A 12,508-nucleotide genomic window follows, 5' to 3' on the forward strand; every position below is an offset into this window, starting at 1 on the left:
TACTTCTTTAGCAAAATTTAGCTAAGCTTATGCCATTTTATTTTCAAGGCAAAATTATGTATGATAAAAATTTAGAAAAAGAATACTATAAAATATGCGAAGATCGTGGATATTTTGAAATAGATGGTAATAAAAAAATTCAAGAAAAAGATAAATATTTTTGTATTATGATGCCACCTCCTAATGTCACAGGAGTATTACACATAGGGCATGCACTTACTTGCACCCTACAAGATATTACTACGCGTTATAAAAGAATGGATGGCTACAAAACCCTTTATCAACCAGGACTAGATCATGCAGGAATTGCTACTCAAAATGTAGTAGAAAAACAACTCCTAGCCCAAGGTATAAAAAAAGAAGAACTTGGAAGAGAAAATTTTATAAAAAAAGTTTGGGAATGGAAAGAACAAAGCGGTGGTACCATAGTAAAACAAATGAGAATTTTAGGCATAACTCCAGCTTGGAGTCGTTTGCGTTTTACTATGGATGAAGGACTTGTAAATGCCGTAAAAAAAGCATTTGTTGATCTTTATGATAAAAAACTTATAGTGCGTGATAATTATATGATTAATTGGTGCACACATGATGGAGCTTTAAGCGATATAGAAGTTGAACACAAAGAAAATCAAGGCAAGCTTTATCATCTAAAATATTTTTTAGAAAACAAAAAAGACTATGTAGTAGTAGCCACAACAAGACCTGAAACTTATTTTGGAGATACCGCGGTAATGGTAAATCCAAACGATGAAAGATATAAGCATCTAATAGGCAAAGAAGTAATTTTACCCCTAGTAGAAAGAAAAATCAAAATCATAGCCGATGAGCATGTAGATATGGAATTTGGAACAGGCTTTGTTAAGGTAACCCCTGCACATGATACAAACGACTACGAAGTAGGCTTAAGACATGGGCTTGAATTTATCACTGTCTTTGATGAAAAAGGTATTTTAAATCATCACTGCTTAGAATTTGAAGGTTTAGAAAGATTAGAAGCAAGAGAAAAAATCATTTCTAAATTAAATGAGCTTGGCTTTGTAGAAAAGATAGAAGATTATACCAATCAAATAGGATATTGCTATCGTTGCAAAAATGTCGTAGAGCCTTATATCTCCAAACAATGGTTTGTTAAAAGCGAAATTGCAAAAGAAAGCATAGAAAAGGTAAATCTTGGCGGAAGCAAGTTTTACCCAGCTCACTGGATAAATAGCTTTAATGCTTGGATGAGAGATTTAAAAGATTGGTGTATTTCAAGACAACTTTGGTGGGGTCATCAAATACCTGTATATTACTGCGAATGCGGCAACGAATGGGCAAGCGAAGAAAATCCAAGTCAATGTCCAAAATGTCAAAGCAAAAATTTCAAACAAGATCCTGATGTGCTTGATACTTGGTTTTCTTCAGGTCTTTGGGCTATGAGTACTTTAGGTTGGGGCAATAAAGACTGGGGCAAAGAAAAACTTTGGAATGAAGATGATTTAAAAAATTTCTATCCAAATTCTTTATTGATAACCGGTTTTGATATTTTATTCTTTTGGGTTGCTAGAATGATGTTTCAAAGCACTAATGCCTTAAATGAATTACCTTTTAAAGATATTTATTTACACGCCCTTGTAAAAGATGAACAAGGTAGAAAAATGAGCAAAAGCTTAGGAAATGTGATAGATCCTACTCAAAGCGTCGAAGAATACAGCGCAGATATTTTGCGTTTTACTCTTGCGCTTTTAGCTATCCAAGGTAGAGATATAAAATTAAGCAACGATAAATTATTACAAGTTAGAAATTTCACCAACAAGCTTTATAATGCAAGTAAATTTTTACTTTTAAATGAGGAAAAATTTGAAGATTTGCAAAACATAGAAATCAAATCAAATCTAGCAAAATACATATATTCTCGTTTTGAACTTTGTGTAAAAGAAACAAGAGAAAATTTAGACAATTATCGTTTTAATGATGCTGCGAACACGCTTTATAGATTTTTTTGGGATGAATTTTGCGATTGGGGTATAGAACTTAGTAAAGCAGAAAAATCAAGCATAAAAGAACTTGGAAGTATATTTAAAGAAGCTTTAAAACTTTTAAATCCTTTTATGCCTTTTATAAGCGAGTATTTATATCATGAGCTTAGCAAAACTTCTTTACAAACTCATGAGTCCATTATGATTTCACGATATCCTAAATTTAATTTTAGAGATGAAAAAATCGAAAAATTATTTAGTATCATCATAGAAAGTATAGTTTCTTTGCGTCGTGCAAAAAGCTTAGTGGATCTAGGAAATTCAAAAATTCAAAAGGCTTGCATCAAGCTTAACGATATAAATTTAGAAAGCGAGCTAAAAACTCATATTAATTTCATACAAACCCTAGCCAAATGTGAAAATGTAGAATTCATACAAGAAAAATTAGAAAAATCAATCCGCGATGTAAGCGAAAATTTAGAAGTATTTATCCCTACACAAGACTTGGATTTAAGTGCAGTTTTAGCAAGATTAAACAATCAAAAAACAAAACTAGAAAAAGAATTTAATAAATTAAATTCTATGTTAAGTAATGAAAAATTTGTCGCAAATGCGCCAAGTGAAGTGGTAGAACAAAACAAAAATCAGCTTTTAAATATCAAAACACAATTAGATAAAATTTGCGAAGAGCTTTCAAATTTAGGAGCATAAAAGTGATAAAGATTGCAAATTTAAAAAAATATTATGGCAAAGAACTTGTTATCAATGATGTTTCTTTACAAATTCAAAAAGGCGAAATTTATGCCATAGTAGGACATAGTGGTGCTGGAAAATCCACTCTTTTAAGGTGTATCAACGGGCTTGAAGATTATCAAGAAGGCAGTTTAAAGGTGCTTGATAAAGAGATTAAAGAACTCAGGCAAAAAAAGCCCAAAGAACTTAGAATACTAAGAAAAGACATAGGAATGATTTTTCAAAATTTCGCACTCATGAATAGAAAAAGTGTTTTTGAAAATGTCGCAATGCCTTTAAAAACTCACTACACTCAAAGTAAGGTTTATTCGCAACTTTTCAAAAAAGATTATATGAGCCAAAATGATATTGCTAAAAGGGTGAATGAGCTTTTAAATATCGTAGGACTTTCTCATAAAAGCAAGGCTTATCCAGCTGAACTGAGTGGGGGACAAAAACAACGCGTTGCTATTGCTAGAGCATTAGCATTAAATCCAAAAATTCTACTTAGCGATGAAGCCACTTCAGCCCTTGATCCTAATACAACAAAAAATATCTTAGAACTCATTGCAAAAATCAATGCTGAATTCGGAATAACCGTTGTTTTGGTTACCCATGAAATGGAAGTAGTTAAAGACATTGCTTCTAAAGCACTTTTATTAGAACAAGGCAAAATCATAGGAAATGGTGCAATTGATGAATTATTTTTAAAGCCTAATGAAAAAATGAAAGAATTTTTAGGAGAAAGTGACTTTTTGCCAGATCATGGACTAAATATCAAACTATATTTTCCAAAAGAAGTAGCACAAAATAGTGTAATTACTCATATGGCAAGAACCTTGGATATCGATTTTAACATTGTTTGGGGTAAAATAGAAAAATTAAACGGCATTGCTTTGGGAAATTTAGTCATTAATATAGATGCCAAAGATAAAGAAAAAGTTTTAGCCTACATAGAAAAAAGTGGCGTATTATGGGAGATTGTTTGATGCAAAATTTAATTTATAATTTCGAAAATATCATCATACCTGCACTTTGGGAAACTTTATATATGAGTCTTGTTTCGACTTTTTTGGGGTTTTTATTTGCCATTATTCCTGGAATTTTACTTGCCATTTGGGATAAAGAAGGATTGTGTGAGAATAAAAGTGCTTATAATATTTTAGATTTTTTTGTCAATATCTTGCGTTCTTTTCCTTTTATCATTTTAATCATCATTTTAATGCCTCTAACACAAATCATCGCTGGCACAAGCATAGGAACAAGTGCTATGATAGTGCCTCTAACCATAGGTATTGCACCCTATTTAGCTAAAATGCTCGAAAATTCTTTTAAAGAAGTCGATAAAGGCATTATCGAAGCGGCAAAGTCTTATGGAGCAAGTAATTTACAAATCATCTTTAAAGTCATTTTTACCGAGGCTTTACCAAGTATGATTAATGGACTTACTTTAACTCTTATTGTCATCATTGGTTTTTCTGCTATGGCTGGAACTGTTGGTGGAGGTGGACTTGGTGATGTTGCGATTCGCTATGGTTATGAAAGATTTAGAACAGATATTATGATACAAACTAGCGTGGTTTTGATTTTACTCGTACAATTTGTCCAAATGAGCGGCAATGCTTTATATAAAATAAGCAAAAAATAATTCAGTGTAAAAATATCTTAATTTAATTTATAATTAAGATATTTTTTTGTAGCATTTTAAATCTTTAATTTTAATTTAATGAAAGGTATATCATGATGTCTCAGATGCGTTAGTATCTGACTATCTTAAATTTCTATTTAAATAGTCAGAGCGATTTTAGAGTAAAGCAAGCACAAAAATGACTATTTGAAAGGAAAATACAATGAATATCTTAAAAACACTCACTGCGGCTTTAGTTTTAAGCACAAGCTTATTTGCAGCTGAAAAAATCATAGTTGGAGCTACTCCAGTTCCTCATGCTGAAATTTTAGAACAAACCAAAGATCTACTTGCTAAAGAGGGTTATGAGTTGGAAATCAAAGAATTCAACGACTATGTTTTGCCAAATTTAAGCACAGATAATGGTGAATTAGATGCGAATTTCTTCCAGCATCAACCTTATTTAGATGAATTTAATGCCAATAAAGGCACGAAATTAATTAGTGTTGCAAAGGTGCATATCGAGCCTATGGCGGTTTATTCTAAAAAATATAAAAATTTAAATGACTTAAAGGAAGGAGCGTTAATCGCTGTACCAAATGATCCTACCAATGAAAGCAGAGCTTTAGATATCATAGCTAGTTCAAAACTTGTAAGTTTTACTAATAAGCCTTTAAAAACCCCGCTTGATATCACAAGCAATCCAAAAAATCTTAAATTCCAAGAGTTAAAAGCCGCACAACTTCCAAGAGTTCTTAACTCTACTGATATAGCAGTGATTAACTCAAATTACGCTTTAGCCGCAGGTTTAAATCCTGTTAAAGACTCTATTTTTATAGAATCAAAAGACAGTCCTTATGTCAATATCCTTGTTGCTAAGCCAGAAAACAAAGACAGTGCAAAAATCAAAGCACTAAGCAAGGCTTTAAATAGTGAAAAAATAAGAAAATTCATCGAAGAAAAATACAACGGAGCAGTTATTCCTGCGTTTTAAGGTTTAAAAATGAAATGGATTAAAATTGCTTTATTATTTTTACTCACTCTTAGCCTTAAAGCTGATGATAAAATCATAACCATAGGAGCCACTCCGGTTCCTTATGCGCAGATTTTAGAATTTAGCAAACCCTTGTTTAAAGCAAGGGGTTATGAGTTAAAAATCGTTGAATTTTCAGATTATATCACTCCAAATTTGGCCTTAAACGAAGGGGAATTGGATGCAAACTTATATCAACACAAAGCTTTTATGGAAGAATTTAATGCCAATAAAGGCACAAAATTAGTTGCTAGCACTCCTGTTGTCTTGCCTCCTATGGGTGTATATTCTAAAAAATATACAGATTTAAAACAAGTGCCGCAAAATGCCATCATTGCTATTCCAAATGATCCAACCAATGAAGGCAGAGCTTTAGAGCTTTTAGAGCAAGCAGGGCTCATCACACTTAGCAAAAAAGCCAATGCAACGCCTTTAGATATCACGCAAAATCCTAAAAATATCCAATTTAAAGAGTTAAAAGCCGCACAACTTCCAAGGGCTTTAGGAGATGTTGATTTTGCCGTGATTAATTCAAATTATGCCCTAGGTGCAAATCTAATGCCAAAAGATGCTTTATTTTTAGAGAGTAAAGATTCGCCTTTTGTCAATCATATTGTGGTGCATGAAAGCCAAAAAAATAGTGAAAAAACTAAAATCATCAATGAAGTAATACACTCTAAAGAATTTAAAGATCATATTTTAAAAGCTTACAAAGATATACTTATCCTTGCTATATAATGTAAATTCTTGTCATTTTGGCAAGAATTTATTAAATTTTTTGTATGATTGTAAAAAACGATGAAAAGGTAGTTGCTTGAAAAAAATTGTGCTTTTGCTTTTTATACCCTTTTTGCTCCTTGCTTCAAATTTAGATGAAGTAAAACTTGCTTTGATTAAAGAGTATAAAAACAAATTCCCAAGCATTATCATCGAACAAATCGATCTTTATAATAATTCTTTGCCAAAAGATTTTAATGATTATCGCTTTTTAAGACTATCAAATGCTAAATTTAACAAAGCACAAGGCTTTTTAAGAGTAGAATTTAAAACTCCGGAGCAATTTTCAAAAAATATTTTTTTTAAGTATTTCATCAAAGCTCGCCTAGAAATCATAAAATCAAACAAAGATATAAAAAAAGGCGATTTGCTAGATGTTTCATTATATAAAATTACACTTTTAGATTTTGATAAAATTCCTCTTAATGCACTAAGTAAAGATGACAATCTTAATCTCATTGCTAAAACTAATATTAAAAAAAATACCATTTTAAAAAAAAATATGTTTAGAGATAATTATTTGATCAAAAAAAATGATATTGTTATCGGTGTTTTAAATGAGGGGGATTTAAGAATGAGTGTTGAATTAACAGCGCTTGAAAATGGAAACTTAAATAAAAAAATAAGACTTAAAAACAAAGAAGGACGCACTATGCAAGGCATTGTTATTGATAAAAATAAGGTAGAAATACAATGAAAATTTTACTAGGAATTTCGGGTTCAAGTAGCGTTGATTTAGGTTTAAAACTTTTAGAAATTTTAGAAAAAAAATGCGAGCTTTATTGTATCATTACAAAGGGTGCAAAAATAAGCTTTGAAGCCGAAAATAAGCAAAATTTAGAAAAAATTTGTCAAGAAAAATTTCAAAATACTCATTTTTTAAATGATGAAAATTTAAGCACAAGTGTAGCAAGTGGATCTTTTGGCATAGAACAAACCCTCATAGCTCCTTGTTCCATCTCAAGCCTTGCTAAAATTCACGCAGGATTTGCTGACACGCTTTTAATGCGTGCGGCAGCTGTAGCTTTAAAGGAAAGAAAAAAACTTATTTTAGGCGTTCGCGAAATGCCTTTTTCAACCCTAAATTTAGAACAAATGACAAAACTTAGTCAAATGGGGGTAATTATAGCACCACCCATAATAGCAAGCTATTCGAATGCAAAAAATTTAGAACAAATGCAAAATTTCATTGTAGGAAAATGGCTCGATCTTTTAGAAATTAAACACGATTTGTATCAAAAATGGCAAAAATTTTAGCTTGAATTTGTTATATTTTTAAAAATTTTTTTGGAGTAAAAATGACTTGTTTGTATCCAGGGACTTTTGATCCTATTACCAATGGACATTTAGATGTGATTAAAAGAGCATTAAAAATTTTCGATAAGGTAATCGTAGCCATAGCAAAAAGCGAACATAAAAAACCTTGTTTTGATTTAGAACAACGCAAAAATTTAGCAAGTTTAGCAACCGCTAATTTAAAAAATATAGAAATTATCACTTTTGAAACCTTACTTGTCGATCTTGCAAAAGAACTTAAAGTAAATACCATAGTACGCGGACTTAGAGCGGTAAGCGATTTTGAATACGAATTGCAAATTGGCTATGCAAATAATGCTTTATGGAGCGAATTTGAAACCATTTATTTAATGCCAAATTTAAAAAATGCCTTTATTTCAAGCTCCATTGTAAGATCGATTGCAAGTCATGGTGGTGATGTGAGCTCCTTAGTACCAAAAGAAATTTTACCCTTTTTAAAGGATTTGCCTTGTATGTAGCATTTGAAGGAATTGACTGTATAGGAAAAAGTACCCAGATCTCACTTTTAAAACAAATTTATCCCCAAGCAATTTTTACGCGAGAACCAGGCGGAACGGAGTTAGGAGGCCACTTAAGAGAACTTTTGCTTTATAACAAATTTGAGTTAAGTAAAAAAGCTGAACTCTTGCTTTTTTTAGCCGATCGTGCACAACACTATGAAGAAGTGATAAAGTCTAATAAAAACAAACTCATCATCAGCGATAGGAGCTTTATTTCAGGTATGGCTTATGCGAAAGACTTTGAAAATAATTTACTTTTTAATCTAAATGCCTTTGCTTTGGATGATTTTTTTCCGCAAAAAGTCATTTTTTTAAAAGGTGATAAAGATTTAATCGAAGAACGCTTAAAACAAAAAGAACAAGATAGCATAGAAAAACGCGGGATTCATTATTTTTTAAGTGTGCAAGATAAGCTTGAAAACATTCTAAATTTTTTAAAAGAAAAAATTGATTTTGAATTTTTAACCTTAAATGCAAGAAACACAAAAGAAAATTTACATCAAAAAATAAAGGAATTTTTACTATGATAAATGCCTTAAAAGGAATGAAAGATTTACTCGATAAAGAAGCAAAACGCTATGAAAAAGTGATTAAGACTTGCGAAGAAGTGGCTAAAAACTATGGTTTTACTTTTATCAATGTTCCACATTTAGAGCAAAGTGCGCTTTTTAAAAGAAGCGTGGGTGAAAGCTCTGATATAGTGGGTAAAGAAATGTATGAATTTATTGATAAGGGCGAAAATCAAGTTTGTATGCGTCCTGAAGGCACAGCTGGGGTTGTGCGAGCTTATATAGAAAAAAAACTAGATAAAAGCAATACACCAAAGCGTTGGTTTTATCATGGCTCGATGTTTCGCTATGAAAGACCACAAAAAGGGCGTTTGAGAGAATTCCATCAATTCGGCGTTGAAAGTTTTGGAAATGCAAGTGTTTATGAAGATGCAAGTATTATCTTAATGCTTGTGGAAATTTTCACTCGTCTTGAAATTAAATTTAAACTTGTCATTAACTCTTTAGGTTGCATAGAATGTATGCCAAAATACCACGAAAATTTAGTCAAATTTTTAGATGCACAAAGTGGATTTTGCGAAGATTGCCTGCGCAGAAAAGGCTTAAATCCTATCCGCATTTTAGATTGCAAAAACGAACACTGCCAAAACTTACTGCAAAACGCTCCACTTTTAGAGCAAAATTTATGTCCATCTTGCCAAAAAGATTTTGAAATTTTACAAAGCATTTTGAAAGAAAATGAAGTGGAATTTGAAGTGGATTCTAAGCTGGTGCGTGGGCTTGATTATTACTCTAAAACGGCTTTTGAATTTATTAGCGATGAAATTGGTGCAAAGGCTGCTATTGCTGGGGGTGGAAGGTATGATAGGCTTATAGAGTATTTAGGTGGAAAAAGTGGTTTTGGTGTTGGTTTTGCTATGGGTATAGAAAGGATAATGGCTATTTTAGAGCAAAAAGAAGAATGTGATAAAAGAGAAGGAATTTATCTTTGCGCTTTAGATGAAACTTACATTGACAGACTTTTAAAAATCGCTACGAGTTTGAGAAAAAAACACAAAGTGATTTTAAATTACGAAGCTAAAAAGCTTGCTAAACACTTAGAAAACGCCGATAAAATAGGTGCTGAAATTTTTCTTTGTATGGGTGAAAATGAAGCACAAAGCCAAAGCTTGTTTTATAAAAATTTAGAAAATAAAAACGAAAAAATCATTAAAATTTCAGATTTGGAGCAAAATTTATGATGAATTACGGCATTGATATTTGGGGAAATGAAAATTTTATTATTAAAAATGGCAAAGTTTGTATTAATTACGAAAAAAAACCTGCCATCATCGATATAGTTAAAGAATTACGAGATGATGGCTATAAAGGACCTTTGCTTTTAAGGTTTCCTCATCTTATCCAAAAGCAAATCGAAAGCATCTACGGCAGCTTTAACAAAGCACGAAAAGAATTTGACTACAAAGGCAATTTTAACGCCGTTTATCCTTTAAAAGTCAATCAATATCCTGGTTTTGTAAAAAATCTCGTGCGTCTTGGAAAAGACTACAACTACGGCCTTGAAGCAGGAAGTAAAGCAGAACTTTTACTCGCTATGGCTTATAATAACCAAAACGCCCCAATCACCGTAAATGGCTTTAAAGATAGAGAACTCATCAATATAGGCTTTATCGCTGCTGAAATGGGACACAATATCACTTTAACCATAGAAGGGCTTAACGAACTTGAAGCCATTATCGACATTGCCAAAGAACGATTTAAGCCTAAGCCAAATATTGGACTTCGCGTGCGTCTTCACTCTGCAGGGGTTGGAATTTGGGCTAAAAGTGGCGGGATAAACTCCAAATTTGGATTAACTTCAACTGAACTCATCGAGGCTGTAAATTTATTAAAAGCCAATAAACTCTTAGAACAATTCACCATGATACATTTTCATCTAGGCTCGCAAATTACTGAAATTCATCCACTAAAAAAAGCCTTAAATGAAGCTGGAAATATCTACACTGAGCTTAGAAAAATGGGTGCAAAAAATCTAAAAGCTATTAATCTTGGTGGCGGTTTAGCTGTGGAATACTCGCAATTTAAAAACGAAAAAAGCAGAAATTACACTTTAAGAGAATACGCTAATGATGTGGTTTTTATCCTAAAAAATATCGCCGAACAAAAAAAAGATCTTGAACCTGATATTTTTATAGAAAGTGGGCGTTTTGTAGCGGCAAATCACGCGGTTTTAATCGCTCCTGTTTTGGAACTTTTCTCCCAAGAATACACCGAAAGCAAACTCATACTCAAAAAGCAAAATCCAAAACTTATCGATGAGCTTTACGATCTTTATAAAAGTATCAAGCCTTCAAATGCCCTAGAATATCTCCACGATAGCATCGATCATTTAGAAAGCATTTTAACCCTTTTTGATTTGGGCTATGTGGATTTAGAGGATCGCTCTAATGCTGAAATTCTAACGCATTTAATCACAAAAAAAGCCATTTTGCTTTTAGGCGACAAGCAAAACCCTGCGGATTTACTTGCCATACAAGATGAAGTGCAAGAAAGGTATTTGGTTAATTTTTCGCTTTTTCAAAGTATGCCAGATTTTTGGGGCTTGGAGCAAAACTTTCCTATTATGCCGCTTGATCGCCTTGATGAAGAGCCGACTAGAAGCGCAAGCATTTGGGATATTACCTGTGATAGCGATGGCGAAATTTCGTATTCTAAGGACAATCCTTTGTTTTTGCATGATGTTGATGTGGAAAAAGAAAATTATTTTCTAGGCTTTTTCTTAGTGGGCGCTTATCAAGAAGTGCTTGGAATGAAGCATAATCTTTTCACCCATCCTACTGAAGCCATTATTAGCATTAATGATAAAGGTTATGAGATTGAAAGCATCATTGAAGCTCAGTCCATACTTGATACTTTAGAGGATTTAGACTATGATATACACGCGATTATGGACATTTTAAATGAAAGAATTTCAAACTCAAATTTAGTCAATGAAAAGCAGAAAAAACACATTTTGGGCGAACTTTATCTTTTCTTAAATGATAATGGTTATCTAAAAAGCATTGATGGGAAAGAGAGTTGAAATTTAATTTAAGCGGTTTTAAAAACCGCTTTTAAGCTTAGTATTGATTAAATTCATAAGTGAAAGTTCCACCATCAGTTACAAGATCTATTCTTAAAATTTGTTGCAATGAACAATTTGAAGAAAATTTTCTTTTCTCTCCAAAAGGAATGACTTTATTTAAAGCATCAGCTCTATCCTTTTTGTGAAATAATGTTCTATCTTTTTTACTCATTTTATTAAATTCTTCCAAAACTTCCTTTTCATTATTGCTAAAAACTGGAAAAAAATTCTTGACCAAAAAATAACCCTCTTTTTTTATTTTATTATTTTCACTACCCTCAAAACTGATTACATCTTTCTTCAAACGACTACTATACCAAGGTCGATTTAAATCTTCTTTTATTTCTTTTTTAGCTTTTTGTATTAGTTTATCTTTTTGCGTCTCAACTTTTTTTATAACTTCATCTTTGCTATAACCTTCAACAGAAAATAAAACATCTTGTATGTTTTGACTTATTTCTTTTATATCTCCTCTTTTTTCCTTAATTATAACTTTATAATTCTAAATAATTGTTAGCACCTGTAAGATTTAGTTGCAAATAATGAATTTTATCATCTATTTCATAAGAATCAAAAGCATATTTTACTTTATGCTTTTCATAGTAGTCCTTTACCAGTTGTTTATATTCTTCACCTATAACATAATCATACTTATATAAACCGCAATTTCCTTGATTAATAATAACATCTTCTACAATAGTATTATTATCTTTAGATTGAACCATTATATTTGTTTTTGCTGCACCAGATCCATTTTGGTAAAAAATAGTAAATAATTCCACTGTCGGAGCTTCTATCTTTTCTCCGCAACCACCCAAAAACGCAGCCAAAGCTAAAGCCCCCACAAATTTAAAACCCATTTTTTTCATTTTTTCCTTTCAAACAAAATTTAAATAAAGATAAAATCATATCCCCCCCCCTCTATTAAAAA

General features: G+C 31.8%; 12 protein-coding genes and 1 pseudogene. 11 read left to right on the forward strand and 2 right to left on the reverse strand.

Annotated elements, in window-relative coordinates:
* The first annotated feature begins 56 nt into the window (after window positions 1-56).
* From AAH949_RS05555 to speA, 11 genes and pseudogenes are all read left to right on the forward strand, one after another.
* A complete protein-coding gene (locus tag AAH949_RS05555) occupies window positions 57-2,669 on the forward strand; it encodes a valine--tRNA ligase (protein WP_348518176.1) in 2,613 nt (870 codons plus the stop codon).
* A 2-nt stretch (window positions 2,670-2,671) separates the two neighbouring features.
* Window positions 2,672-3,679, forward strand: a complete 1,008-nt coding sequence (locus AAH949_RS05560) for a methionine ABC transporter ATP-binding protein (protein WP_134238932.1) — start codon at window positions 2,672-2,674, stop codon at window positions 3,677-3,679.
* A 17-nt stretch (window positions 3,680-3,696) separates the two neighbouring features.
* Window positions 3,697-4,311 (forward strand): annotated as a pseudogene (locus AAH949_RS05565) (methionine ABC transporter permease); the annotation flags it as partial.
* A 229-nt stretch (window positions 4,312-4,540) separates the two neighbouring features.
* The gene (locus AAH949_RS05570) at window positions 4,541-5,311 is read left to right on the forward strand and encodes a MetQ/NlpA family ABC transporter substrate-binding protein (protein ID WP_134238930.1); all 771 of its coding nucleotides are present in this window, start codon (window positions 4,541-4,543) and stop codon (window positions 5,309-5,311) included.
* 9 nt (window positions 5,312-5,320) lie between these two features.
* Window positions 5,321-6,088, forward strand: a complete 768-nt coding sequence (locus AAH949_RS05575) for a MetQ/NlpA family ABC transporter substrate-binding protein (protein ID WP_348518177.1) — start codon at window positions 5,321-5,323, stop codon at window positions 6,086-6,088.
* A 76-nt stretch (window positions 6,089-6,164) separates the two neighbouring features.
* A complete protein-coding gene (gene flgA, locus AAH949_RS05580; RefSeq protein WP_348518178.1) occupies window positions 6,165-6,824 on the forward strand; it encodes a flagellar basal body P-ring formation chaperone FlgA in 660 nt (219 codons plus the stop codon).
* Window positions 6,821-7,384: a UbiX family flavin prenyltransferase gene (locus AAH949_RS05585; protein WP_348518179.1), complete on the forward strand. Its 564-nt coding sequence runs from the start codon at window positions 6,821-6,823 to the stop codon at window positions 7,382-7,384. Before flgA ends, AAH949_RS05585 begins: the two co-directional genes overlap by 4 nt.
* Window positions 7,385-7,425: 41 nt before the next feature.
* Window positions 7,426-7,902 carry a pantetheine-phosphate adenylyltransferase gene (gene coaD / locus AAH949_RS05590; protein ID WP_134238926.1) on the forward strand — a complete coding sequence of 159 codons (477 nt, stop codon included), beginning with the start codon at window positions 7,426-7,428 and terminating at the stop codon, window positions 7,900-7,902.
* Window positions 7,893-8,471, forward strand: a complete 579-nt coding sequence (gene tmk, locus AAH949_RS05595) for a dTMP kinase (RefSeq protein ID WP_348518180.1) — start codon at window positions 7,893-7,895, stop codon at window positions 8,469-8,471. The genes coaD and tmk overlap by 10 nt, the downstream gene beginning before the upstream one ends.
* Window positions 8,468-9,694, forward strand: coding sequence for a histidine--tRNA ligase (gene hisS / locus AAH949_RS05600; protein ID WP_348518181.1), 1,227 nt, complete (start codon window positions 8,468-8,470; stop codon window positions 9,692-9,694). Before tmk ends, hisS begins: the two co-directional genes overlap by 4 nt.
* Window positions 9,691-11,535 (forward strand): biosynthetic arginine decarboxylase, encoded by a 1,845-nt coding sequence (speA, locus tag AAH949_RS05605; RefSeq protein WP_134238923.1) that lies wholly within the window; start codon window positions 9,691-9,693, stop codon window positions 11,533-11,535. Before hisS ends, speA begins: the two co-directional genes overlap by 4 nt.
* A gap of 37 nt (window positions 11,536-11,572) precedes the next feature.
* On the opposite strand, the gene AAH949_RS05610 is transcribed toward speA, so the two are convergent.
* Window positions 11,573-11,881 carry a hypothetical protein gene (locus tag AAH949_RS05610; protein WP_348518182.1) on the reverse strand — a complete coding sequence of 103 codons (309 nt, stop codon included), beginning with the start codon at window positions 11,879-11,881 and terminating at the stop codon, window positions 11,573-11,575.
* A 190-nt stretch (window positions 11,882-12,071) separates the two neighbouring features.
* Entirely contained in the window at window positions 12,072-12,446 is a 375-nt protein-coding gene (locus AAH949_RS05615; protein ID WP_348518183.1) for a hypothetical protein, read from the reverse strand.
* Window positions 12,447-12,508 lie beyond the last annotated feature (62 nt).

Origin of the sequence: Campylobacter sp. CCS1377, assembly GCF_040008265.1 — a bacterium.
GTDB lineage: Bacteria > Campylobacterota > Campylobacteria > Campylobacterales > Campylobacteraceae > Campylobacter_D.

What these genes read in the sequence shown, in the direction of transcription:
- AAH949_RS05555 (WP_348518176.1), top strand. Translation starts at nt 57, where the DNA reads ATGTATGATAAAAATTTAGAAAAAGAATACTATAAAATATGCGAAGAT.
- AAH949_RS05570 (WP_134238930.1), top strand. Translation starts at nt 4,541, where the DNA reads ATGAATATCTTAAAAACACTCACTGCGGCTTTAGTTTTAAGCACAAGC.
- AAH949_RS05575 (WP_348518177.1), top strand. Translation starts at nt 5,321, where the DNA reads ATGAAATGGATTAAAATTGCTTTATTATTTTTACTCACTCTTAGCCTT.
- AAH949_RS05585 (WP_348518179.1), top strand. Translation starts at nt 6,821, where the DNA reads ATGAAAATTTTACTAGGAATTTCGGGTTCAAGTAGCGTTGATTTAGGT.
- coaD (WP_134238926.1), top strand. Translation starts at nt 7,426, where the DNA reads ATGACTTGTTTGTATCCAGGGACTTTTGATCCTATTACCAATGGACAT.
- hisS (WP_348518181.1), top strand. Translation starts at nt 8,468, where the DNA reads ATGATAAATGCCTTAAAAGGAATGAAAGATTTACTCGATAAAGAAGCA.
- speA (WP_134238923.1), top strand. Translation starts at nt 9,691, where the DNA reads ATGATGAATTACGGCATTGATATTTGGGGAAATGAAAATTTTATTATT.
- AAH949_RS05615 (WP_348518183.1), bottom strand. Translation starts at nt 12,446, where the DNA reads ATGAAAAAAATGGGTTTTAAATTTGTGGGGGCTTTAGCTTTGGCTGCG.